The following is a 25,089-nucleotide window of genomic DNA, read 5'->3' as shown; positions in this document are numbered from 1 at the left end:
AACGTATATGTTATATATAAAGGCAATATTCCGGCAACCGCCGTCCAACTGCCGTTACTTTTTTCGTGTAACTTCTGCAAAGTTAAGCAAATACCCTGAATTTTCACGTGCAAACAGAAAAAATCCTGCCGTGTTTCGCAACAGGGCAGGACACAAGCACATGAATTACACAAGTTTTATCCATACGCTTATGGACAACTTGTGTTCCATCGAAGATTATATGAACCGATGACAAAACAGCTTTGGTTCGCCGTGTCTTTGGTGATGATGTCCCTTTCCCGCATGAAGCGGATATAGCTCTTTGCGGTGCGCTCCTTGATGTCCAAGACCTGCTGCAATTGCTCGCAAAGGTCTATGTAGGTGATGCGTGTCTGCCGCCCAAAGATGTCACGTGCGACATTCACCAGTTCCCTTTCCTTGCGCTTCTCCTTTTCCTCACGGGGCTTCTCGCCCTTGTACACGTGCATCCCCGCTTCCTTGTCCCATGCAAAGAGCATCAGCGGCACGTCCAGCGGGCTTCCGTCCCTTACTTTCAGGGCTTTTACCACCGACTGGGCGGGTTCATCGTCTTTCTCTATCGAAAGGATTGTAGCCGCCTTGCGCTGCAACTCGCTGCCCAAATGTCCCCGCAGTTTCAATCCGTTGGGGACGAAATGCAGCACGCACAGAATACACGTGTTGTAGATGCCCGCCAGCCGATAAAGTTCATCTATTACCGCTACGCTTTCCGCTTCATCGTTGGCACTCTTAACAAGGTCGGCGATGCCGTCAATGACGACCAACTGGATGCCGCCGTACTGGTAGTAGAACTTGTCCATGCTCTGCACAATGGCGTTCAGGCGTTCCTTGCGTGACATACCTGTAAGACAAAACGCTTTCAGTTCATCGGGTTTGTCCGGCTGTTTGGCACGTGCCAGCAGGTTGCCTACATTCTTGAACAGTTGCACTTCCGACTGTTCGGTGTCATAGAGCAAGACCGCCTTGTGCCTGCCGTTGGCAGTTATCTGTATGCCCAGCGTATCTATGTCCGCACCAGCCGGGCAGATGCAGCCCGCCACGATTGCGGCTACATAATTGCTCTTGCCCGTTCCCTCGCCCCCGGTGATGCCGAACAGGTTGCCTTGTGTTCCTAACGGAACGTCACCCGCCGAAATAATCTCTTGCGCTTTGGCGGGCGGGTTGTTGAAATCTATCTCGCACGATTTAAGCATAATCAATGTGTCGCTATACAGGTTGTCTAAAAATTCGATAAACAGTTTCAGGAAATCTTCACGGGTGTTCCCGGCTTTGAAGTAGTCGGATATGTCCTTTTCCTCTTTCGTTCCCGGAAGCGGGAGCAGCAGGCGTTTCACGCCAAATTCTTCCAGTAGTTTTTCCTGCTTGCGTGAGCTTTCCCTGCCCGTCTTGTCCATGTCAAAGAGCAGGACGATGTGCTTGAAGCGAAACGTCAGCCGATAAACCAGCGTAGGCGGTATCGTCACCGTTTCGCTGTTGAAGCAGATAGCGTGAAAACCATGCGCCGCCAGTGAAAGTACGTCTTTCTCGCCACCCGTAATAAAGAGCGTGTCACCTTTGGCGGGCAGTTGCTCCAGCCCGAAACAGTAGTTTTCGCCGAAGCTGCCGCCATAGAGGAAGCGGGGTGTGGAGAACGGGCGGTACAGCTTGATGTGTTGTTTGCCCTTGTAGCCGTACATGGGTTCTGCCACCGATGAAGTGTAGGTGTACGGTTTGCCCTCTGCCGTTTCGCTGTTGTATTCCCGGAGTGAGCAGACCTTGTAATGTTCCAGCAGTTCGGGCGTGATGCCGTACTGTTGCCAGTACACCAGTTCGGCAAGCGGGAACTTCTGTTCCCGGAACTGGTAGGGCTTGACGGGCTTTTCGGGTGTTTCTTCGGGTTTGTCCGGCACTGCCCTGCGGACGGTTACAGGAGAAACGGAAACCGGAGTGCCGGAAGCCAGCCCCAAGCCCAAATCCCGGTCGATGATTTCCAGTATCTCCACGAAGTCAGCCGCCCGGTTGCAGTCCAGCCCCTTTAACTGCCCCACGAGGAAGAAGCAGTCGCCGCTGTAACTGTCGTTTCCGAAGTCTTTCATCTTGTAGATACCGCCCCGGCGGTCGAAATAGATGTTGCAGGAAGCCTTGCTGTCCTCGTACAGCGGGTTAAGGAAGTTGCGACCTATGCGCCAGTTGCCGGGCAGGTAGTGTTTGAATACCGCCAGCCCGTTACTTGTTCTTTCTAAGATTTCCTCTTTCCTTAGCATACAGTTGGTGGTTGGTTATCAGGTTGTCGATGTTCTCCTTGTTGCTCCTTATCAGGCGTTCTTCCAGCATCCGGCGTATCTCGCTGACCTTGTAGAAGTAGCGTCCCCTGATGTTGGAATAGGCGATAGTCCCCGACACCCGCAGGCGTTGCAGGGTCTTTTCGCTTATTTTCAGGAACGTGCAGACCTCGTAGCTGTCCACCCACATGTCTTCCTCGCTTTGCCTTGCCGTTTCCACGTGGTTGAAGATGTAGTCGGCAATGGCGGTAATCTTGTTGTCCAGCTCCTTGTAGGCTTTGGACTCGAATGTTATTATTTCCATAATGGTAACTAATTGATTTGCCGCAAAGTTCGGGTGTCCTGAAAAATAAAACGCCACAGGCGAACCCACCTGTGGCGAAATAAATTTTGTTAAAGAACGGTTGCCTAATCCTGCTCCCTCATGCGCAGCAGCAACCTGTCTTTCAGGGTGGAGAGGAAGCCCGTGCGGTCTTTGGTCTTGGCTTTGAGTTCCATGTAGGTATGGTAGAAGTCGCCGAGGTCGATGTCGAAAACGTATTCAAAATAGGCTACAATCTCCTTAATATCAACCGTCCCCTTGTTCAGACAGCCGCAGGCGTGCAGTGCGTAGACAAGCTCCACCAACGCCCTTTTCGTCCCCGTCCAGCGCAGCACCTTTCCCGTGAAGCCGTTCTTCACCCGCTTGCGCTGTTCCCGGCGTTCCAGCTCGTGCAGTCGGTTGGTGAGGTATATTTCCAGCAGTTCGTTGGCTAAAATCTTGGCTACCTTGAAGTCGTGACTGGTGCTGAACTGTGGGTCTGTTTCGTAATAGAAACTGTCCACAATGATTTGTATGTCAGGCTTCCCACGCATGAAATACTGCCTGTCCAAGTAGGTGGCTTTCGTGCGGTGGTACTGGTAGAACGCCAAGTTCCGCTGGAACGACCTTGAAATCCGGTCGGTTTCCGACAGCAGGTAGTCCCGCTGCACGTCCTCGCTGCCGCTGGGGAAGCGCACCTCTATCTTGTAAACGGTATTGTAATAGATGATTTTGCTCGCTAAAAGCGGTTTCAGTTCCTTGAAGAAGTGTATTTCTTCTTCCGTGCTGGCGAACGGGTAGGAGATTATAAAGGTTTTGAGTTCGTCCAGTATCTCTTGCAGGTAGTCCACGCACAGGCGGCAGAGCGTCAGCGTGTCCGTTGCGGTGTCCTCGTATTCCTGTATCTGCCATTCCACTTTTTGAAGCAGTCCGGCGAAGTATGTTTCCAACAGTATCTTATGTTCCATAACCTTGTGCTTATCTTTTATGAAGCACAAAGTTACGGGCATAAAAATTCTGTTTTATTCTTGATTTTTCACATTACGTTCTTGTAACTGTGCATTTTCTTGTTTCCTGCGCTTTTCTGCGTATTTCTCCGGGGGTATCTAAAAGATACGCCTTGCAGAAGTCGTTCAGGTTCGATGTCGATGCGAACCCGGTGGTGAACGCCACTTCGGTAAGCGTGAGGTTTGTGTTCGTCAGGTAGTGTTCCACGTCCTTTACCCGTTCCTTTATCACCCATTCCTTAGCCGTGTACCCGGTCATTTTCTTTACCTTTCGCCGGAACGAGCCGTATTCCATGCCGCATTTGTCCGCCAGTTGCTCGGCATCATAGACCATGTAGCCTTTCAGACGTACCATTTCGGTGAACGTCTGCCTGCCCAGTTCCGGCAGCATCCGTTCGGCGTGGCGCAGCTCCTTTTCCGTCACCAGCAGGCGGTTGTCCCTTACCGGGTTTCTCCGCAGCAGGTGGAAAGCGTGGCATACCGTGTTGTACACGTTGCAGAGGTACTGCCGTCCCGGTCGCATCCAGTGGAGCGCATCGCAGTAGGCGGTCAGTTCGGGTATGTCGTCCCGCTTGCGGTGCTGTTCCGCCAGTTCGTCCAGTATGGCGTAACGGGTGGTGGACATACCCAGCAGAATGATGATTGCCTTGTAGTCCTTGTACGCCGCCAGTGTCGGCGTTTCCGGCAGGCTTTTGAGCGTGTCGCACACGTGGGCGCACAGCCGCCCGTCCTTGCTGAACGGTTCAAGTTCCAAGTAGTTGTCCATTTTCCGGCTGTTGTGCAGCAGCCATGTTACCTTTTCGTCCAGTTCCTTGCAGGACGCTTCCAGCTCCGCTTCGGGAGCGGGAAGCAATAATGATGTAATCCGTTGTTCCATATCTGATGTTTTATATATGAATGACATATCATTTGTTCCACCTCACGCAATCCGTCCAACCCCATTCATCGAACAGCCATGTTTCTAAGAAGAAAAGTACAAAGGGCAGCAGGAACAGAAAATATGCCTGTACTGCGCTGATATGCTTAGAGCGGCGGTAGCGGTTCAACAATGCCTGTACACGGGTTTTCCTGTATCGTGCAAGAATAAATACACAAATAAACAAAAACATTGCACCTAAATAGCCAAGATGTAAGGACGACCATTGCGGTACATTGTTAATCAGGAGAAAGTTACCGGGCAGAACTACTATCCACCACCAATACCAAAACAGCAGTATAAAACCTGACATCCGACCTATCTTCTTGCCCCAAACCTCTCCCTTGAAATATAGGTAGTCAAAAAAATAGTATCTGTAATTCGTCCGGTTTGCACGTTGCTTCACTCGTTCAAAATAGTTATCTGTCTTTTTTATTCCTTTATTCATAATGGTTTGGTGAGGGAAAGCGTTCAGGGGTTATCTTTCCTTGTTACCAATGAATTTGCTTTTATATATAGCGTACTCTACTGTGTAAGTAGCCAGCTTCACGCCCAAGAACATACCTACAAGCAATATATATGCTACTAAGCAATATTGATTATACAAGAGGTCTTTTAAGAATACAGGTATCAATAAGGCTATGATTGTAGCGTTCTGAAACCACTTCTGTACTTTCAATAAGAGGTTAATGTATAAATGATTTCCTATGTAATTGAACCCCCATTTATAATTATACCGTTTCAGATAAGATAGTGAAAACCACAATCCTACAAGTGCAGTAATAAGGGCTACTCGCCACCATGCTCCCATGTATGGGAACATACCTTTTAAGAATGTCAGCAAAACAACACCTATTATGCTACATTCATATACAATTCTTACTCTTGTTACATTATTCATATATGTACGCTATTGGTTAGAAAGGAGCATCGTCAGATGCTATCTTTCGTTGTTACTAACTTATTAAATCTTTATTGTATAATTTTTAGCCAATGACGATGTGTTATTATAAAATAAAGTAATACAACCAAAATGGGATAAATCATCCATGATATGAAGGAAGAAATCTTTTGGCTATTAAATATTAGAGGTTTACTCCTTATAATTTCCATACCTTTTTTCCTTTTGATATAATACGAACAGAATGTTTTGTATAGTAAAACATAGATTATGATAAAAAACACAAAAGGGGTTTTATAATTGAAATTCTCCTTTATCAGTAGATACGTCAGTACTATAACAGGAAGAAATAATATTCCACATATTATCTGTATCGTCCGCTCATGTGGATTTTCCAATATAAATTTATCCCTATTAAATATGAATATCTGATAATACATCGCATCTAAAATGAATTTTATCATAAAGAGTTATTCGTATTGTTAGTAATGGTTCAGCAGGGAACGGCTTGCCGTTATCCTGCGTTGTTAATGGTATATTTATATTTTCCCTTTACTATAAAAAGCCTCTAAAACAAAGAGAAACAACGAAAGGAAAATGTATAATATAAGTATCAATAGATTATTCTTATTAGGCTTTTCATTAAACTTCTCTATGACAGCTTTATACCTTCTTTTCCAGCAGAAACGAATACATAAAAGAATGAATATCAGCCCTAAAGACACATTATACATTGTTCGCGTTGGATAAGGCAATATTTTATATTGTTCCAATACTCCCCATATTGTGTGAATATTACAATTCAGAAATACAGCGAGAATTAACAAAGCTGCATAAACCGCTATTTCGGAATAAGAACTGTATTTCCATAGCCTATAAAATTTGAAAAATAAATAATCTATCATACTTAATTACCATTAATGGTTTGGTGAGGAACAGCGTTTAGCTGTTATCTCGACCTTGTTATAAGCTAAATTTTTCGGTTATTATATTCTTTATCATTTTAGCATCTGTGCTATTCAGCGTATAAATGCTGCATAGTTTACTAAGAGCTTGCTGAATCTCGGCATCCGTTATCCCTAAGTTGAACATTATACCTAAAGGAAGAAACCAAGAATTAGGAACTTGCTCGTCCTCAATCTTCATCTTTGGGATATGGCTTTCTGCATCATTTTCACAACTTAATACACACCCTCTGTCTTCTTCTTGTAGATTTCCGGTAGCATCTAATTCGGCACAATAGAAACGCTTTTCTTGGCTACTCTCATAATAGCCATAAGCGTAACGATATTCCCATAAATCTATAGAGAAGTAATAGATACCACATTTTGCCGAAAGCCTTTTACCCAATATTTCGTAAATATATCGCAAACATTTTCCTTCAACGATATAATATCCGTTAATGAATGACGAAATCAATATCTTATCAACCCTCGGTAAAAGGTCATTAAGATAATTGTCTGCATTTTCATAAGTAGTACAAAGTATAGGGTTGTTATACCATTGTTCATTTTCAGACAAAAGGGTTAGCCCCAATATGTCTGCAATATCTTTTCTAACGGATGCAGGTATTAGGAGCCAATCAGCACAGCTAAAATGTTCTTGTACTTGTTCGTTCATAATTTGGTGTATATTGCTTATAATTTATTTATAACCGCACCTTATGGTGTCGTTCCTACATTCCTATAACTGCACCTCACGAATTATCCAGTGTATCAAGAGGATTAGGGATTTTTGCTTTATGGGCACTTGACACATGAAGATAAATGGTTGTGGTCTTGATGTCGTTGTGTCCCAGCAATTCCTGTATCGTGTGCAGGTCTGTTCCCTGTTCCAGCAAGTGTGTGGCAAAGGAGTGGCGCAGCATGTGTACGTGTACACGGTGTTTGATGCCAGCACGATGTGCGGCTTCTTTCAGCACTTTCACCAATGCACTTGCCGAATATTGCTCTCCGGGTGTTTCGCCCTCAAACAGCCATTTTTGTGGGCGATATTCCCGGAAGTAGTGCCGTAGTTCTTCCAGCAACTTGGGTGAAAGGAGCGAATAACGGCATTTCTTCCCCTTGCCCATGATGCGAACCGACATTGTTTCACTGTTGATGTCCTGCGGGGTCAGGTTAAGCAATTCGCTTCTTCTAAGTCCGGCAGAGTAAACCAACGAAATCATGCAGTGATGCTTGATGTTGGAAATTTGTGCAAGGATGCGCTTAATTTCATTCTTGCTCAACACTTCGGGCAGGCTCTTGTACTCTTTGGCACGGGTGATACCGCCGTAGTATTGCCGTTTGCCGCCTTTCACCTGCTCGTAATAGAACTTGATAGCATTGATGCGCATATTCTGTTGCGACACCGAGATTTTCTTCTCGTTCACAAGATAGAGTATGTACTTGTTGATGTCCGGCACTTTCAGGCGGTCGATGTTCCGTCCCTTGTGATATTCCATGAAGTCGCTGAAATAGGCACGGTATGTTTTGACGGTCGAGGGGCTGTAACGCTTCTGTTCCAGCAGTTCGAGGTAGCCTTTCGGCAGTGTGTATTCCCTTTTAGGTTTGGGATGCCGCACGTAAACCCGGCTGTAATCAATATAGGCATGGGGTGAATAGCGGTCGTAGAAATCCGGCAGGCTGAAAGCGGCTGACGCTATGTATGCAGAGCCGTTGCCAGTCATTTCCATGCCTGTGTCTTGGGCGAGCAGTTGGGCGACAGCCTGACTGCTCGCATATTCTATCCGTATGTAGTCTGCACCGTCCCTTGTTTCTTTGTGCAGCACGATGCTTCCTCTTTGTTTCTGAACCTTATCCATGTCGCTGAATTTTGCTTCATGCTCCAAAGATAAAACAAAAACGCCATATTTTGAACATACGTTCAAAAATAATAGAGGTTAAAAAAACAAAACTGTATCAGGCTTTAAGCAGCGAATAGATATAGCGAAAGTTTTCTGCCAGTTCGTCCACGTTCAGACCGTTCAGAAATGCTTGTTCGTATGACAGTCCTAAAAACATTTGCCGGAACATGGTAGCCGTTTTCTTCACGTCCGTGTCGTTTCTGATTTCCCCGCTGTTTTTTGCTTTTTGTATGACTTTCTCCCATAGGTCATAGTCTTGTCGGTAGATTTTCTCAATTTTCTGCCTGATGCCCGGATAGTACATACGCACTTGTGACAGGAAATGAAAGTAGTAGAAGTTAGGGCTACAATCATGCGGGCTGCTATTATCGTCAATCAGTTCAACAATCCTTTTCATGGAAGCGGCTACCCCCGCCACGTATTGCCCGATGAACTTCTCCAACGTGTATCGGCAGGAGCGGCAAACTTGTTTCCCGGTTCGTGCATTTTTAGCACGTATTTGTCTGCCACAGCCATGAATAAATCCAGCTTGTGCGGAAAATAATAAACGATGCCCGTTTTTGTCACTCCGCAGGCTTTGGCAAGCGTGATGATGCTTGCTTTCTCGTAGTTCATCCTGACAAATACTCCGAACGCTTTATCTATTACTTCTTCACGGTTAGTTATTATCATACACGTTTGTTTTTAATCGGTTACGAAGATACGGATTTTGTTTTAACCATTTGTACCCCAGTGCTTTTTTTTAGTGCAAGGTGCAAGTATATATTTATATATATAGCTTGCACCTTGCACTAACCCAAAAATATTTATTATCAGATATTTGCGAGTTTCAAAAGAATGCCGTATCTTTGAACCCGAAAGTTAGGCAGACAAACAGCGGTCAAAGTTGGACAGGCTTAACGGTTGAAAATCGTTACTGTTTCGTTACCTATTTGAAATTTTGAAAGCAAAGTAGCTGAAATATAAGCGGTTAGAGTTATAGGTTCAAAACCCTGTCTCTCCGCAATAAAGGGTGTAAATCAAGCGTTTGCGAGATTTACACCCTTTTTTACACCCAAGAATGTAAAGTTGGGTGTTTTTGTTAAATATCATTTGTATCTTTACCATCACTATAAGAAATAAACAGTATCTTTGCCAATAATTATTGTTACATATGATACAAGAAGATAAGCCTAGGTTATTTGGGATTAAATATTCAAATAGAGATTTTACTAATGCTGAAACATGGGGGAAGAATCAATTTAACTCCTCTTTCCCTGCGGCTTTAGTTGCATATATGTTTTCTAAGAACATAGATAGTGTTTATATAACTACGGATAACAATAAAATTCAACATAGATTTATTAGTGGTGATAGGCTGTTTGGAATATCCCCTTTGAGTGATAATGCTTTTTATGCGTTTGAAAGTGTTTATACTCCGTATCAGCCTTTCTATATAGGTAATACACCTCGAATTGATTTAGTCATTCAAAATAAAGATAATGGAAACTGTATAAGTGGTTTAGAAGTTAAACTAACAGCTTTACCTGATAATTCAACATGTAATTTGGCAGAAGATCAATACAGTTCAGAAATTGTTATACGTCCAGATACTATTTCGTATTTAGCATGTAGCATTGCAAAGCACTATCTTGCAAATACTGATATATTAAAACATATTCTAGGAGACTTTTCTATTATAAAAGATTGGGAAGATCCAAATGAAGTTATTTCAAATTATCATCTTTTTGTAAAAGCTGCCACCAATTTAATTGTTAGGCATCAAGAAAATCAAGAGCCATTGATATTGGAACCAGTATGGAAAACTAAAGGTAAAGCTCCAATACTAGCTGAAAATTGTTTAGATGTATTTGTTTGGAGCAACTTAGCTGTTATACATCTTTTTACGGATTTTTCAAAAACAAGAATAAATAAGATTGGACGTACAGAAAGGACATTGATATGGCTAGTTAAAATGTTATGGGATTTTTCTCAATTTAGACAATTTCATGCAGAAGATATTATCGATAGATTATCTTTTAATACAAAGAATGATAAAGCATTTTCTGTTAATGGACATATAACATATCCCATGCTTAAATCAAAAGAACTGACTAACCCTCGAATAAAAAAAGATGAGATTAAAAATATAATACTTGGTGGTGGTCAAAATTTATTAAGTCCAGAAAGACGTTTTGATGCTATATTGTTTAATTCTCCAAATTTATTCAAATGAGAGTGGTTGATTTATTTTGCGGTTGTGGTGGACTTAGTTTGGGGTTCCAAAATGCAGGTTTTGACATTGTAGCTGGCTTTGACAACTGGAAAGATGCAATATCAATATATTCTAAAAATTTTTCCCATCCTGTTTTTGAACAAGACTTATCAGACATAGAGCAATCTGTTAGTGTTATATCTCAATATACTCCAGATATGATAATAGGTGGTCCTCCATGTCAAGATTTTTCCTCTGCAGGTAAACGCAATGAAGATAATGGTAGAGGGGGATTAACTATTTCATATGCCCAAATAATAGCCAGAGTGAAACCAACATGGTTTGTAATGGAAAATGTTGAGAGAATTTTGAAAACGGAAAAATTATCTGAAGCAAAAAAAATTTTCAAAAATAGCGGATATGGATTAACTCAAATAGTTCTTGATGCAAGTCTTTGTAGTGTTCCTCAAAAAAGGAAACGCTTTGTGCTGATTGGAAAGATGGGGGAAGTTGATAATTTTATGTTCAAGTTAATAACAAGTCGTCTAGCGACAAAACCTATGACTATTGCAGATTATCTAGGCAATAGCTTAGGTATTGAATATTATTATAGGCATCCACGTAGTTATGCTCGAAGGGGTATTTTCAGTATTTATGAACCAAGTCCAACAATTAGAGGAGTGAATCGTCCGATGCCAAGTGGTTATAAACGCCATAATGGTGATCCTATAGAATCAATAGAAGGGGTACGTAATTTAACAACTATAGAACGGAGTTATATTCAAACATTTCCAAAAAATTTTAAGTGGGAAGGTACTAAAACCAATTTAGAACAGATGATTGGAAATGCTGTTCCAGTAAATTTAGGTAAATTTATAGGTCTGTCTATACAAGAGTATTTACGACATGGAGGTGATAAACATCAACAACTAAGTTTGTTTTAACACAAAATATTTAATTACAGATATTTGTCAAATGTAATAATTTATTAGATGGTTATTCTGAAGCTTTTATAAGCAATTACTTGTACCTTTTTTAGGGTTTATAGAACCATTCCATTAATTGTAACTTGTCAATGAGAATACCAAGTGGGTTTCACTGTTGGTTTTCTCGGATATGATTTCGGATTTCATGTTCTCGGCTTTGAAATAGCGTTTGTGATATTCCAAGTGAAGTATTTAGCAATGCCAGATTACTTTGCTGAATACCATTATTGCCGTCTATTTCGAAAGGAAGGAGCAACCAAAATGCCACTTGATTGCTCCTTTCTTCCAAATTTGAGCGATTTAACAATTACAATTTGAATCCCCTGCTTTTTCTTGGCTCTTCTGTCGGTCTTCGTAAACTTTGCCGTAATTTATCAAACTGTTCTTTGAACCATTCTCCAATCGGTTGCCTGTTTATGGTCAATACGAGTTTACCGCTATCAGTCGGATGTTTCTCCACCCTGAAAATATCGTTCTTGATGTCAAACTTCCGTCTGTGTTCTTCGGAATAAATTTTGCCACTACATTGTATGGCTTCTTTCTTTGTCAAGAGGCTTTCTATCATGTCTTTGGTAAACCCGATAACAGCGCATAATTTTTCCATTCTCAACATCTCTTTGAACATCGGAAACCATCTGTGTGCCTTTTCAAGCAAGGTGTTCAGCCGGGAAATTTCCCTGTCTTTGGCTTCAAGCTCTTGATTGTGTATTCCTTGAAGATTGCGAATCTGTTTGCCATGCTGTTCCTGCATTTGTTGCATCTTGATTTTTAATTCATCAATGCCTTTATCACGCTTGACAACTTCCTGACGCAATTTCTCGTTGGCTTGCTCCAAATCTTTCAACTTTCCGCTGCCGAAAAGAGAACCGACACCGCTTGCTATGGCGGTGGCTGCATTGGTGGCTGTTTTCTTTAGCTTGTCAGTGCGTATTTCTGATTTCACCTGTTTCAGCTCCTGCTCAGCAAGATTTATCAGTTCTTCTTTGTGCCGTTTTGCAGCATCCATGCGTTGCAGTTCAGCTTTCTGTTTCTCAATGATGAAATCGTTCCGTTCCAAATGCTCCTTGCCTGTAACAGCTTTTGACTGTCCACGCTCCATCAGGAGAATGTCGGATGCCAAACTCTGCATTTCTGTCATATCCTCGTCATTGAGCTTTCGGCTCTTGCCTGTATCGTGGTTCATCCAGTCGAAAACGATATGGGCATGATAATTCGGCTTGAACCACTTTTTACCGACTTGGAAACTCTCCCTATCCCCGGATTCTGGTTGTCCGCTAAGCCAGTGTCCCTCGTCCTTGTGTAGGAAGATTTGCAGCGGTGTGATTCCCCAGTGTCTTTGGCATTCCTCACCAAACTTTCGTACATCTGCCAGTGTTGTATCTGGTCTGATGAGTAATACTCCCTCACGGATTGGTGAGCATCCAGCTACTTTTATAATCTTCCCATTCTTTCCCTTGCGCTCACGTTCCTTCTCCTGCATCGCACGGCCTGTCTTTTCCTTAACCATTCGCTTGATATAGTCATAGTGCGCTTGCAGGTCGGGACTGCCGAAGCTGGGGTTTATCCACTGCTCGTTACCGGCAGTAAGTTCGGGTACTATGTAGATTTGAGACTTGCCGATATTGCGCATATACTCTGCTGTTCTTCGGTTATGGGCCCCGCTTGATGTGACTCTGCAGGACTTGATGTGTATGCTTGATTTTGTTGCCATATTCTTAAATTTTGATTCGGATTGTTGATAAAATATTCTGTTGTCCGCTCATAACCGCACAGGGTTCTTAGGGGTGTAACCCATAAGCGGAGATTGCAAAGAGAGGGTCACTCTTTGCTCGGAGTTCTCAGGGGAGAAACGCCCTGAGTGGGTTATTAGGGCAAAGCCCTAATCCTCTCGGGAGAGCCCACAACTACGAAAGCGAAGCGTGTAGTTATAGTGGGCTATAACCGGAAGCCTTTCGGTTTCTTGGATGGCATATCATTCCTCTTTTTGACAGATTGCGCTTGCTCTTTCCTATCGGCTATTCGTTTCTGCAAATATTCGTTCAGGTCTTTGCATCCACCGTAGATTTGCGAGGCATCCCGTATATACCGGGTAGCATCATACTCCTTTCGGATTTGCTGCATGGCTTCCATTCCAGCACGGTCATTGTCAAAGAAACAATGGATGCGCTCATAACTTCCCAACGGATAGAGTGCCTTGGAAACATTGGCAACAGAGTTCAGAACCATGTAGTCCTGTCTGTCGAAATCGGGGGATTGCGGACTGTTTTCAAGCCTTAGTGTCAGAAAGGAAAGGTAGTCCATGAATCCCTCAAAAACGAAACATGTACTCTTCGGTTTTTCCGATTGTCTGATATGTGATATTTCTTTCGGTGCGATGCATCCCTTGAAATATCGGTTGCGGATTTCATATCCGCCCGATATGTTCGGAAAGGCAATGGCGAAATACCGTTTGCCGTTGTGGGTGAAACGGGCTTCCTTACATTCTCTTTTCGCCAGTGCTGTGTTTATTCCTCTTTCCTGTAGATAGGCAAGCAGGGCAGGAGAAGCCAGCTGTACAATGTCCAACTCCTGAAAACTCGGCTCGGAAAATGACTGCTTGCCAAAAGAGAAAGATACGGGACGGATGTGCGGAGTCTGTTCCTCGATTTTCTGTAGAAGATAAGGCACATAGTCGGAACAGTAGAGTTCCTGTGCCAGTGCAATGATATTTCCACCTTTACCAATTGCAAAATCATACCATTGGTTGCGCTCAGTATTTACTTTGAACGAGGGCTCTGTCTCTTCCCGTAACGGGGATTTATACCATAGGTTGATACCTTGCTGCTTGACGGGAGAGTATCCCAAACTGTACAGAAAATCCGCTATCTTGATTTGTTTTGCTGTCTGTATATCCATAATAAGATGAGTGTTTGAATAATGGTTGGAATATTTATTTCTCTTTTCGTCCGTACCTTTTTATGAAGTACGGTCTGTATAATCACTTCACTTTATTTTCGTATATATAGGATACGGTAATAAAGTGAAGCGGTTTTATATTCTCTGCAACCGCTTCGCTTTATCTTTAATATATAGACCTGCTGAATAAAGTGAAGCGATTACAGGTCGGACGGTCAATAGTGAAAGTCCGGCTTGAACGTGTATTTCCTGCCGTTCTCCTGTACTATCATCCGTTTGTTCCGGAGCATGGTGATAAGTGATACCGCCTTTTGATGGTTCAGTTTTACATCTACCGACATATAAGACTTGATTAAGGCGGTTTCCAGATCCTTGTAGCCGTATTCCTCTTTCAGCCCGAAAGCCGCTTCCAGTGCTATGCGGTGCTGCTGTTCGGTAATATGTCTGTAAGGGTCGAACTTTTCCTCTTCCGGTCTTCCCGGTTTCTTCGCTTCGGGTCTGTACCACTCTATGAGTTCAGGCAATGCATTGTCGTTGATACGGAAAGCGAAAGGCTCGAAATCCATTGCACGGATGTGCATGGCTGAAACATTGCTTATATCTCCGTTGCTTTTGTCCTTTTCCACGAGAAGAACGGTTTCCGCCTTGTTGTTCAGCTCCGTACCGATATGACCTCTTGCATTTTCATCGCCTTTGTTCTGGTGGAGTATCGTATGGATGTGTATCTGCCTGTCATCCGTCCACTGCATCAGCTTGGATATGATGCGTGTCGATTCTCCCGGACTGTTGATGTCATATACCATATCACGGATACCGTCTATGATTACAAGTCCTATGTCCGGTGTGTTATAGATAGCCTGTTCGACAATCCTGATGCGCTGTTCGGGCGTGTATTTCCTCAAAGCGAGAAACTCCAGATGTTCATTGTCCCTGTCATCAGGAAGACCAGCCAGCCGTAAAATACGTTTCATGACTTTCAGACAGTGATAATGGCTTTGTTCCGTGTCCACATAAAGAATTTTCCTTTTGTCTTCCGGAAGTTCCGCCACATACCGCAGTACCGTACCGTTTTTCAATGCAGCGGCTACAATAGCCGACACATTGAAAGTTTTTTTACTCTTGGCTTTGCCTATGGATGCACTGAAATTGCCCAGTGTGCCAATGACCGAACCTTGCACTTTTAGAATCTCAGGTGCTTTCTCGTAGATTTTCGATAGGCTCAAACGTGAGGCTTGCCAAAGGATTATCGCCTGTTCTGCAGATATTTCCTTTATTTCTCTCATATAGTCCATAAGCATACCTCCCATTATTTCCGTCCTCCTGTTTTCTTTCCGGCAAGTTCAAGAGCCAGTTCTGCATCAACTATAATCTTGCGCCCTATCTGGGTAATCGCCTTGTCTATCTTACCGCTTTTCTTTATGCGGTTGGCAGTGGGCAGACTGCACCCGAACAGTTTGGCTATACCGAGTATTCCGTACACATACTTCTTTTCCGTGTCTGTAACGGGTTGCGGCAATGCTTCGGCCTGACCTGAAGCGTGCTTACTCAGGAATATGAATTCTTCGCCTGTCATCTGCCAGACGGGTTTTGATAATAATTCTTGGATATTTGTCATCGTCCAATCTATTTAGTCGTTAAACAATCAGCCCTGCGCACTGGCTGCTATTTCTGTTCTCGAACGATGCAAAATTAGGTAGGGTTATGAGTGGTAAGGATGGGGATGATATAAACTGAATATCGTTGTATCTTATTGAATATCAGAAAATAAAAATACCACTCAAAAATTATTTTGAGTGGTAAAAGTGGAACTTTCGTAAAGTATCAGGATATATCACGGATTATCTAAATATATGTTCCATTTCCTTGGCAAAATTCTGGTTGCTGTCACTGGGGAAATCAGAAACAGGCTCCTTGTACTTGGATTTGTAGTAGCTATCGTCAATATCCAGCAGTTTCAGTATTCCGTCCTTCCATTTGTCCCTATTCTGTTTGGAGAGTTTCTCGCTCATCAGGAATATCAGATAGCATACACGTATTTTCTCTCTCGGTTTTATTTTCAGCTTACAGTTGCAGGGGTGAAGATTCATATTGGCATAGAAATCCAGTGCGGAAATTTCTTCGAACTGTTCTCCTTCGCACACCTCATGAATGAGCGAAAGTAATTTCATGCTGAAATATTCCTGTTGCTCTTCTGTTGTTTCCTGCTGACTGATTGGTTTGCCCGGTTCGTCCTGCTGCTTCCCGTCAGGAATGTATTTCTTTAATATATCCAGAAAAAGGCAGCTTTGACGGTATATGTCCGCACAACAGTTCTTCATATATTGGAATGCCTCTGTTCTTGCAGCCTTTTGCTGGTCATAGAGTCTGTTCAGTTTGGCTTTTTCCCTGTCATATTCAGCCTTGCAGCGTTCATATTCTTTTTCTGCCTGTTTTTCCTCTTCGGCTGTATGCTCTCTGTAACCAATTGAATCATACCTGTTGTTGGCTTCATTCAGCGGCTTGCTCAGACTTCTTGTAACATCCAGCTGGGCTTCTATTTCCTGAGAATACTTTTCCATGTGCTGATAGCAAGCACGTTCTATGGCTCTGTCGCTTAACGGGCGTGTCTCATAAGCCTGTATGCTCTTTTCTATTTCAGTTTTCAGACTGTTGAGTATCAATGTGTATTGCTCTTTTTGCCTGTCAAGCACCAGTTCAAGGATGGCGGCTTCAAAAGCTTTCATGTCATTATACTCCTGATAGAAATCCAATATAAATTTCTGCCTGCCAAAAGAGAAAGAATGATTGTCTATGTAATCTCTGTATATTCTGTTGAGTTCTCCGTATTGGGGAATCATCGTCTCTATCTTTCCTGCCATATGATTTAATTTAATGCCCTCTGAACTTATGTAATTCAGTACTTAATTCTTCGTTATTTTTAATGAACTCTAACAGAATTTCTTTAGTTATTACATATTGATTGTTTTTCTTATCTTTAGTTGCAAGTTTTTGTTCATCATCCTTATCTGTTATTTGGAAACTATGTATTATCCTATTTCTTTGAGTTACCAGTTGGTTAAATAAAGTCGCAATCTTAGAACCGGCTTTATTTGTTATTGTATCTGAAATAGGCTTCGATAGATTTCCTGATGTTCTGTCCATTAAATCATACCAATTATAATTAGCTCCGCCATCCTCTCTTAGGATATTCTCTATGATAAATGTATTATTGGAATTAAAAACACATAATGCACTACCTAATAACTCTCTATATTCTTTGGATGGCAGGGATTGTCTTGTATAATCTTCGTACATAAGTAATATATTTAGAGTTGGTTAAACTTGTTCATCGCATTAGCTTTAATATCATCGGCTATGTCAATGTAAGGTTTCATGGCTTTATAATCGCTGTGTCCTGTCCATTTCATTACAACCTGTGCAGGAATACCGAGTGCCAATGCATTACAGATGAATGTCCTTCTTCCAGCATGGGTACTTAATAATGCGTATTTAGGTGTAACTTCATCTATACGCTCATTCCCCTTATAGTAGGTTTCACGTATAGGTTCGTTGATCTCTGCAAGTTCACCAAGCTCTTTCAGGTAATCGTTCATTTTCTGATTACTGATAACGGGCAGAGCCATGTGGTTTTCAAAATGGATGTCCTTGTATTTATCAAGTATGGCTTTACTGTACTTGTTCAGTTCAATACTCAGACTGTCTGCCGTTTTAACGGTAGTAACTTCAATGTGATCAGATTTGATATCGCTTCTCCTTAGGTTACGAACATCCGAATATCTCAAACTTGTAAAACAACAGAACAGGAAAACATCCCGGACACGTTCCAGATACTGCTTGTCCTTGGGAATTTGATAGTCTTTCAGTCTGTTCAATTCTTCCCACGTCAGAAAGATTACTTTCTTGGGGGTGGTTTTCAATTTCGGTTTGAACGTATCGTATGCTATATTCTGGTGATAGTCTTTCTTGAAGCTCCATCGCAAGAACCATTTGAGAAATCCCATTTGTTTACCGATGGTACTGTTTCTCATGTCTTTCTTGTCACGCAGGAAATTGACATATTCGTTCAGTCCAAACTCATTGAAATATTCAAAGGTTAAATCTTCCTTGAACTCTTTAAGGTGATTTTTTACCGCTGCAAACTTTTCGTATGTGGATTCAGTCCAATTATTCTGATTGCCACATTCTTTTACAAATTCATCGAATACCTCCCAAAAACTTATCTTTACGTCTTCCTGGTCTTCACTTTTATCTTTCATCCGAAGGTTGAATGCGTCCTTTAACTGTTGGGTAGTGGGCATGGTTTCCTGTACCTCAAATTCTTTGAATACGTTTTGAATTTCGGTATAGTATTTCAGGAGATCGGCATTGATTTCAGATGCACTTTGCTTTAATTTGTTGGTACACCCGTTCTTCACTCGCTGCTTGTCAGCATCCCACTTGGCTACATCAATGCGGTACCCCGTTGTAAACTCAATGCGTTGGCTTGCGTATATGACACGCATACGGATGGGGACATTCTCCACGATTGGCACACCGTTCTTTTTCCGGCTTTCCAATGCAAAAATGATGTTTCGTTTGATATTCATAATTATATCAATGGTTTTAATCTTCTAAATTCAATAGAATATTTTGTAGCTGTGTCATTATCTATAGTTATAAGAACATTCTCATCATTCTTAGATTCAGCATTCGTAGTCCAGTTGTAGCTACCTGTTAATACTTTTTGATTATCAATAACACAAAATTTATTATGCATTAGTCCCCCTCTGGTGCCCCTTATTTCAATGCTATCAAAATCAGATAGGTCAACTCCATAGGTAGAATTAACCCCATCTTTATAAATTACTAGCTCTATCCTTAATCCCTCTTGGCGTTTTTTTTCTAATGCTTCTTTAATTTTCTCGTTTGTAAACCATGCCATAGCTGCTAAAATAGATACTTTAGCTTTATTTATAGCGTCAATTACCTTTCTCTCGTTTTCTTTAAATACTACTTCGTTTTCTATTTCTTGGCTTATTTTAACACCTTCCCAAGTAATGATATTATCATTGTACTCCAGTTGGATACTATCCATATTAAGAATCTCATTAAGTGATCTTACAGCCGCCTGTTTGTCGAAAGATTCTGTTATCAGTTGTTCAATTAGTTTCTTTAGATTGATATCTGTGATATTATGGATGCGATTTTTCACATAGTTTGACTTTGATGTATTAAGATCTGAGTTTCCTAATTTAGGTAACCCACCATTTGCAGAATCATATACGTCATCCCTAAAACCTAGAGTTTGAAATAATGTAACGAGCTGACTTCCTGTTCGTGATCTCCATAACTTGCCATCTCCTCCTATGACGAAGTTCACTATAGCTTCTTTTGATGCATTGGATATTTTCATACTTATAATATTTAAACTTTTAATCACACCCAAATATACACCCAATATTTGGAATAGCAAAAGATATTCAAAAAGATTTAGATTTACTATGCACTTCAAATTGTATATGATTATCAGCGATTTGCAATTTTATGATATTTCTTGAATATATAGGTTCGAGAGCCTGTCTCTCCGCTGAGTCATTAAGAAAATCCCTGTAAAGCATTTGTTTTACAGGGATTTTTTTATGTTGTTTCTTTAAAAAAGGTAGAAAGTCTGATAGAAAACTCAATAGAGTCGTAGTAGTTATCCGATGAAGTTTTATTTCTTTTTGAAAGAACAGATTCTTTTCTTTTTCCTTTCATGTCGTAAATTGTAATGATATTGTTACCAAGTTTGCTGGAAGCAGTCTGGTGATGTCTGGAATAAATTCTTTTCTTAATACAGGATTTTTATATCTTCTTTAAAAAAGTATCTACTTTTGTGTAGTTTTTGTGATAGTACAGGCGTCTAATGGTCAAAAAATAAATTCATACGATATGGAAATATTGGATACTGCATTTGCGCAAATGGTGAAAGAACATAAAAGTACCATTTATACTGTATGTTTTATGTTCTCGAAGGATTCCGATGAAGTGAGCGATCTCTTTCAGGAAGTACTTATCAATCTTTGGAAAGGATATGATTCTTTTAAGAATCTCAGCAACGTCAATACATGGATTTGGAAAGTGAGTTTTAATACTTGCATTTCATGTGAGCGGAAAAAGAAAAGGCGGGCTGTTGTTCCTCTGACTATGGACATCAATCTTTTTGAGGATAAAGATGAGAGTTCCCGACAGATTCGTCTGCTCTACGACCGCATTCACCGGCTGAACCCTTTCGACCGTGCTATCGTTTTGTTGTGGCTTGAAAACATGAGCTACGAAGAAATAGGAGCGATTGTCGGAATATCTGTCAAAAACGTATCTGTACGTTTGTATCGTATCAAGGAGGAATTGAAAAAAATGTCGAACCATTAAAATGTACTATCATGGAAAATCATGCAGATAAATTTGAGTTAGACGAGATGAAGCAACAGATTCAGTTGCTGAAGGACAAGCTTGCCAAAGAAATAATTGTTAGTGAGAAGTTAATCAGACATTCTACACAGGACAAGGTTTCCTATATCAACCGGAAGAAGAAGTTCATGTATTTTTTGATAGTCTTTGCGCTTGTTTATTGTAATACATTTTTCTTGCTGATGGGATATTCGTGGATTTTCTGCGTCTTTACTTCTGTCTTTTTAATTATAGCCGGATTTTACCAGCGATATAGTCACAAGGGAGTTAGTATAGATTGCATATCGGCAGGCAATTTGCTGGATATCAGTAAAGCGTTGGTACGCATGAACCAACTGAATTTGAAGTGGCTTTATTTCGGCATTCCGTTTGCTTTGTGCTGGATTGTTTGGTTTATGTTTGAAAGTTATCCGAAAGTTGGAGGCGAAATGATATGCTACGGAGGGAGTGTTGGCTTTGTTTTGGGAGCTGTCGGAGGTATTTTACATTGTATTCGTGTCCGGCGTAAAGCAAAGGAGGCCATTCGTGACATCGAAGAATATACCAAGGATAATTAAGTAGTTACTTCTTTTAATTATCTTTCCGGTTTCTGGTTATAGTTTTCCCCGGCTGGATTGTGGTCCGGCTGGGGAATATTTTTGTTTTTATTTTTTCTTACCCAATCCCATATGCAACTGAATGCCCACAGAAACGCTGAGGTCGTTTGCCCATGAGCGGGAATTTACGGTTTTTGTTGTAGAGGTCAGATCGGGTTCTGTAACGGTATAGGTCGTTTTACAGTCTTGTAATGGACAACGATAGCTGACATCCAGAATAATGCTGCACAGATTGGAGGTACGGTAACCTGCTGCTATTCCGGGGTTGAGGAATGTAGACGAGCGGCTTATCTCAAGCTTGTATGTTGTTTCTTCGATGGTTTGAGTTTTTTCAGAGCCTCCGGCACTCATGCGTCCTATACCGACTCTTGGCATCAACTGCCATCTTCCTATTTCTTCTATGTAGCCGATGCCTATACTTGCAGCAGGTTTTATCCTGCTCAATCCGGGAAACAATTTATCACCTAAGACTTGGGCGATGTTGGTCGACAAATCGTCAGTCCGGATTTTGAAAAAACTCAGTCCGATATCCAGATAAGCATTCCAATGGCGTGCGAATCCGACAGACATTCGCCAGTCAAATTGGGTAGCAACATCTGCACGTGAGCCGAAATATTCCGGATAGTCACTTCCTCCGGTATTGAAATTGGGACCGATGGAAAACGACATGAGGAACGGATGCCGTACGGATGTTATTTTTTGTATTTCCTTTTTGGGCAGGGAGGAGGTTTCGTTTTGTGCAGCTAACGGCAGTATGCCGATGATAAGCAGAATAATTACTGCAAGCTTTTGTTTTTTCATAGATGGAGAGAAGGATTTAGGTCTGATTAGATATGACGTTGGTTTCTTTGATTTTATTGGAATGTTTTTTTACTATCTAAACACAAATATAGCTATATATTGGATAATCAGATGATTTACCTGTTAAATTTTTACAATAAGTAATTACTTGTGAAACTGGTTTGTATGATGATTTTACTAAAAATTGGGTCTTTCCTTGAGAGCTCAGTAATAGGATATTTAGGAAGATGTCCCCTTTCTTTTTAGGAAGAATGTGACAATCGAAATGGGATCAGGGGATGTTAGAATACACCGTTATTGCTTTTTGTGAAGGGCGTGAAGGGCAAAAAAGCATGAATAATGTCTATAAAATAAAGATATAAGGCTTTGGAACGGGAAAAGCCGGCATATCTGATTTTATTTCTCTCGATGTTTTCTGAAAATTTGTACAAATAAAAAAATAATTTGTACAAAAAATCCCCCGCCTTTGCCGTGGAATAAATTTAATTCTTGCGACAGGCGGGGGAGGTTTTATCGACTTATGAATTTTTGGAAGAAATTCCTTATTCGTAGATTAGCGGTTAGGTGTATCCCAAACTTTTGTTTCGCTACACTGCAAGTCAGTCCATTGGTTACCACACTTCAGCTTGAAATCACCTTTTTCCAGGCGCCATTTGCCGTCGTAACCAACAAAAGCAAGGTCACTTCCCTTCAGTTTCATTGTTACGGTCTTGGTTTCACCCGGATTAAGAGCTACTTTTTCAAAGTTGCGCAGGCGGATATTGTCGGGAGTGCTGCTTGCAACCAAATCTTTGGAATAGAGAAGTACGCTTTCTTTTCCGGCTACTTTTCCGGTATTGGTTACGTCGACGCTGACAGTCAGCACATCGTCGGCAGTAAACGAGGACTTGTCGACTTTCAGGTTCGAGTAACTGTAGGTCGTGTAACTCAATCCGAAACCGAATTCCCACTGCACATCCATTACCGAATCATAGTTGTAGTTTCCACCCATCTGTCCCATGTTTTCGCAAGGCTTGTAGTCGTAGTTGGCCAGAGCATTGATGTATTTAGGATAGGTGAAAGGTAGCTTGCCACTAAAGTTGGCATCGCCGGCAAGCAGATTGGCAAGTGCATCGCCACCGTAGTTGCTGGGCAACATGACATGGACTACCGCTTTTGCCAGCGGAACAATATCGTTGATGATACGTGGGCGGCCTTCATTCAAAACAAGGATAACGGGCTTTCCGGTTGCAGCAAGGGCTTTTACAAGATTGCGTTGGTTTTCCGACATGGTCAGGTTGGTCAGATTACCCGGAGTTTCGCAGTAAGAGTTTTCTCCGATGCAGGCAATAATCACATCGGCACGACTGGCTGCGGCAACTGATTTTTCGATTTCCGGCTGGTTTTCTTCCCACCAGTTGTCGTTCTTGTAAGGAGCGTAAGTCACGCCCGGTTCGTAAATGATGTTCTCCTTGCCATACTTGTTGCACAGAGCTTCATAAATAGTATTGTAAGCGCCGGCACATTGATCGGCCAGATGTCCCTGCCAACTGTATGACCATCCTCCGTTGAGGCAGCGCATTGAGTTGGCGTTCGGACCGGCAAGCAAGATTTTCGTACCTTTGGCAAGCGGCAGAATGTTGTCTTCATTCTTCAGCAGCACTTCCGATTCTTCGGCAGCCTGCAAGGCTACGCGGGTAAATTCCTCTGAGCCGAATTTATTGTATTTTTTGATGTCCCAGTATGGGTTGTCGAACAGACCTAAGCGATATTTCAGGCGCAATACGCGGGCTACGGCATCATCGATGCGGCTCATCGGTACTTCACCCTCCTGAACCAGTTCTTTCAGGTAGTCGCAGAAGCTCACTTCGTAGGGTACCATCGACATGTCGATACCGGCATTGATGGCAATCTTGACAGCCTCTTTCTTGGTTGCTGCAATGTGGTCGCGTGTACACAGGTTATTGATGTCCGCCCAGTCGGTCACAATCATACCGTCCCAGTTCAGATCTTCCTTCAGCCATCCGGTCAGCAGTTCGCGATTGGCATGGAAAGGCATGCCGTTGTCCACGCCCGAGTTGACCATTATGCTCAGCGCTCCCTGACGGATAGCAGCGAGGAACGGAGCAAAATGTTTCTCGCGCAGGTCAGAACGAGAAATAGACGAAGGTGTACGGTCCTTGCCCGATACGGGAACTCCGTAGCCCATGTAGTGCTTCATGCAGGCAGCCACGTTGTATTCGCCGATGTGATTCGGGTCGCTTCCCTGAAAGCCTCTGACGGAAGCCTTACCCATTTCTGCATTGACGTAGCAGTCTTCACCGTAATTTTCCCACATGCGCGACCAGCGCGGGTCACGTCCCAAGTCGACTACCGGCGCATATGTCCAGGGAATACAGCAAGCTTTGGTTTCATAAGCTGAAATTGATGCAGCCTTTTCAGTCAGTTCGCGGTTGAAAGCAGCTCCCATATTCACTCCCTGCGGGAACATGGTTCCATCGAGCGTATAGGTCGTTCCGTGAATCTGGTCGACACCGTAGATACAAGGTATACCGATTTCTTTCATCGACAAGTCCTGAATCTGCTTGATTGCTTCAGCCCATTTTTCCTTTTTCTGTGCGACACTCAGTGGAACATTCAGCAATGAACCTACCTTATATTTGCCAATTACAGTGTCGAGCATGGCAGGATTCAGTGTAAATCCGTTTTTCTTGCTTGCTTCAAAATCGCTTACCACATCGATGGTGATCTCACACATCTGGCCGACTTTTTCTTCGAGTGTCATTTTCTTCAGCCATTCTTGAATATGTGCCTCGATAACTGGATCGGAAGGAATGGCAGGAGCAGGCTTTTGTCCTCCTGCCGTCAGACAGACACCGGTACATAAAACCGATGCCAGTGCCAGTTTCTTGAAATTTTTCATGGTCAATTGTTTCTTTTTATTCGTTATAGTTTGTTTA

At 42.2% G+C, this 25,089-nt stretch carries 23 protein-coding genes and 1 pseudogene; 4 read left to right on the top strand and 20 right to left on the bottom strand.

Features of this window, described 5'->3' with window-relative positions; all coding sequences use genetic code 11:
* Nucleotides 1–188 precede the first annotated feature (188 nt).
* From WKT12_RS03665 to WKT12_RS03625, 10 genes and pseudogenes are all read right to left on the bottom strand, one after another.
* A complete protein-coding gene (locus WKT12_RS03665; RefSeq protein WP_118113268.1) occupies nt 189–2,261 on the bottom strand; it encodes a bifunctional DNA primase/helicase in 2,073 nt (690 codons plus the stop codon).
* A complete protein-coding gene (locus WKT12_RS03660; protein ID WP_028729542.1) occupies nt 2,224–2,583 on the bottom strand; it encodes a helix-turn-helix domain-containing protein in 360 nt (119 codons plus the stop codon). Before WKT12_RS03660 ends, WKT12_RS03665 begins: the two co-directional genes overlap by 38 nt.
* Nucleotides 2,584–2,687: 104 nt before the next feature.
* Nucleotides 2,688–3,590 carry an RteC domain-containing protein gene (locus WKT12_RS03655; RefSeq protein WP_118113269.1) on the bottom strand — a complete coding sequence of 301 codons (903 nt, stop codon included), beginning with the start codon at nt 3,588–3,590 and terminating at the stop codon, nt 2,688–2,690.
* Nucleotides 3,591–3,621: 31 nt separating this feature from the next.
* Nucleotides 3,622–4,464 (bottom strand): helix-turn-helix domain-containing protein, encoded by an 843-nt coding sequence (locus tag WKT12_RS03650; RefSeq protein WP_118404852.1) that lies wholly within the window; start codon nt 4,462–4,464, stop codon nt 3,622–3,624.
* 28 nt (nt 4,465–4,492) lie between these two features.
* Complete coding sequence (locus WKT12_RS03645) at nt 4,493–4,951, bottom strand: hypothetical protein (RefSeq protein WP_009291863.1); 459 nt, start codon at nt 4,949–4,951, stop codon at nt 4,493–4,495.
* Between the two features lie 30 nt (nt 4,952–4,981).
* Nucleotides 4,982–5,404, bottom strand: a complete 423-nt coding sequence (locus WKT12_RS03640) for a hypothetical protein (RefSeq protein ID WP_032496507.1) — start codon at nt 5,402–5,404, stop codon at nt 4,982–4,984.
* 71 nt (nt 5,405–5,475) lie between these two features.
* Nucleotides 5,476–5,868, bottom strand: coding sequence for a hypothetical protein (locus tag WKT12_RS16520; protein WP_009291865.1), 393 nt, complete (start codon nt 5,866–5,868; stop codon nt 5,476–5,478).
* Between the two features lie 499 nt (nt 5,869–6,367).
* Complete coding sequence (locus WKT12_RS03635; protein WP_032581318.1) at nt 6,368–7,024, bottom strand: hypothetical protein; 657 nt, start codon at nt 7,022–7,024, stop codon at nt 6,368–6,370.
* 76 nt (nt 7,025–7,100) lie between these two features.
* Entirely contained in the window at nt 7,101–8,207 is a 1,107-nt protein-coding gene (locus WKT12_RS03630) for a tyrosine-type recombinase/integrase (RefSeq protein ID WP_004329685.1), read from the bottom strand.
* A gap of 97 nt (nt 8,208–8,304) precedes the next feature.
* Nucleotides 8,305–8,921 (bottom strand): annotated as a pseudogene (locus tag WKT12_RS03625) (TetR/AcrR family transcriptional regulator).
* Nucleotides 8,922–9,402: 481 nt separating this feature from the next.
* Here WKT12_RS03625 and WKT12_RS03620 point away from each other — a divergent pair.
* Both WKT12_RS03620 and WKT12_RS03615 read left to right on the top strand, forming a co-directional pair.
* The gene (locus WKT12_RS03620; protein WP_340318804.1) at nt 9,403–10,464 is read left to right on the top strand and encodes a HindVP family restriction endonuclease; all 1,062 of its coding nucleotides are present in this window, start codon (nt 9,403–9,405) and stop codon (nt 10,462–10,464) included.
* Nucleotides 10,461–11,387, top strand: coding sequence for a DNA cytosine methyltransferase (locus WKT12_RS03615; RefSeq protein ID WP_340318803.1), 927 nt, complete (start codon nt 10,461–10,463; stop codon nt 11,385–11,387). Before WKT12_RS03620 ends, WKT12_RS03615 begins: the two co-directional genes overlap by 4 nt.
* A gap of 349 nt (nt 11,388–11,736) precedes the next feature.
* Here the strand turns inward: WKT12_RS03615 and WKT12_RS03610 are convergent, their stop codons facing one another.
* From WKT12_RS03610 to WKT12_RS03575, 8 genes are all read right to left on the bottom strand, one after another.
* A complete protein-coding gene (locus tag WKT12_RS03610; protein ID WP_340318802.1) occupies nt 11,737–13,140 on the bottom strand; it encodes a mobilization protein in 1,404 nt (467 codons plus the stop codon).
* Nucleotides 13,141–13,364: 224 nt separating this feature from the next.
* A complete protein-coding gene (locus WKT12_RS03605; RefSeq protein ID WP_340318801.1) occupies nt 13,365–14,324 on the bottom strand; it encodes a toprim domain-containing protein in 960 nt (319 codons plus the stop codon).
* A gap of 215 nt (nt 14,325–14,539) precedes the next feature.
* Nucleotides 14,540–15,616 carry an AAA family ATPase gene (locus WKT12_RS03600; protein ID WP_340318807.1) on the bottom strand — a complete coding sequence of 359 codons (1,077 nt, stop codon included), beginning with the start codon at nt 15,614–15,616 and terminating at the stop codon, nt 14,540–14,542.
* A gap of 14 nt (nt 15,617–15,630) precedes the next feature.
* Nucleotides 15,631–15,939 carry a DUF3853 family protein gene (locus WKT12_RS03595; RefSeq protein ID WP_007842330.1) on the bottom strand — a complete coding sequence of 103 codons (309 nt, stop codon included), beginning with the start codon at nt 15,937–15,939 and terminating at the stop codon, nt 15,631–15,633.
* A 223-nt stretch (nt 15,940–16,162) separates the two neighbouring features.
* Nucleotides 16,163–17,182, bottom strand: a complete 1,020-nt coding sequence (locus WKT12_RS03590) for a hypothetical protein (RefSeq protein ID WP_340318800.1) — start codon at nt 17,180–17,182, stop codon at nt 16,163–16,165.
* 10 nt (nt 17,183–17,192) lie between these two features.
* Entirely contained in the window at nt 17,193–17,618 is a 426-nt protein-coding gene (locus WKT12_RS03585; protein WP_340318799.1) for a selenium binding protein, read from the bottom strand.
* An 11-nt stretch (nt 17,619–17,629) separates the two neighbouring features.
* Nucleotides 17,630–18,910, bottom strand: a complete 1,281-nt coding sequence (locus WKT12_RS03580) for a site-specific integrase (RefSeq protein WP_340318798.1) — start codon at nt 18,908–18,910, stop codon at nt 17,630–17,632.
* Nucleotides 18,911–18,912: 2 nt separating this feature from the next.
* Nucleotides 18,913–19,716 (bottom strand): phospholipase D-like domain-containing protein, encoded by an 804-nt coding sequence (locus WKT12_RS03575; RefSeq protein WP_340318797.1) that lies wholly within the window; start codon nt 19,714–19,716, stop codon nt 18,913–18,915.
* Nucleotides 19,717–20,234: 518 nt separating this feature from the next.
* On the opposite strand from WKT12_RS03575, the gene WKT12_RS03570 reads away from it, so the two are divergent.
* Complete coding sequence (locus WKT12_RS03570) at nt 20,235–20,714, top strand: RNA polymerase sigma factor (RefSeq protein WP_340318796.1); 480 nt, start codon at nt 20,235–20,237, stop codon at nt 20,712–20,714.
* A gap of 11 nt (nt 20,715–20,725) precedes the next feature.
* Nucleotides 20,726–21,310: a hypothetical protein gene (locus tag WKT12_RS03565; protein ID WP_340318795.1), complete on the top strand. Its 585-nt coding sequence runs from the start codon at nt 20,726–20,728 to the stop codon at nt 21,308–21,310.
* Nucleotides 21,311–21,397: 87 nt separating this feature from the next.
* On the opposite strand, the gene WKT12_RS03560 is transcribed toward WKT12_RS03565, so the two are convergent.
* Both WKT12_RS03560 and WKT12_RS03555 read right to left on the bottom strand, forming a co-directional pair.
* Nucleotides 21,398–22,150 carry a hypothetical protein gene (locus WKT12_RS03560; protein WP_340318794.1) on the bottom strand — a complete coding sequence of 251 codons (753 nt, stop codon included), beginning with the start codon at nt 22,148–22,150 and terminating at the stop codon, nt 21,398–21,400.
* Between the two features lie 553 nt (nt 22,151–22,703).
* Nucleotides 22,704–25,052: a glycoside hydrolase family 3 N-terminal domain-containing protein gene (locus WKT12_RS03555; protein ID WP_340318793.1), complete on the bottom strand. Its 2,349-nt coding sequence runs from the start codon at nt 25,050–25,052 to the stop codon at nt 22,704–22,706.
* Nucleotides 25,053–25,089: the final 37 nt, after the last annotated feature.

Source organism: Phocaeicola sp. HCN-6420, assembly GCF_037890145.1.
GTDB lineage: Bacteria > Bacteroidota > Bacteroidia > Bacteroidales > Bacteroidaceae > Phocaeicola.
This window is presented reverse-complemented; position numbering and strand designations above follow the sequence as displayed.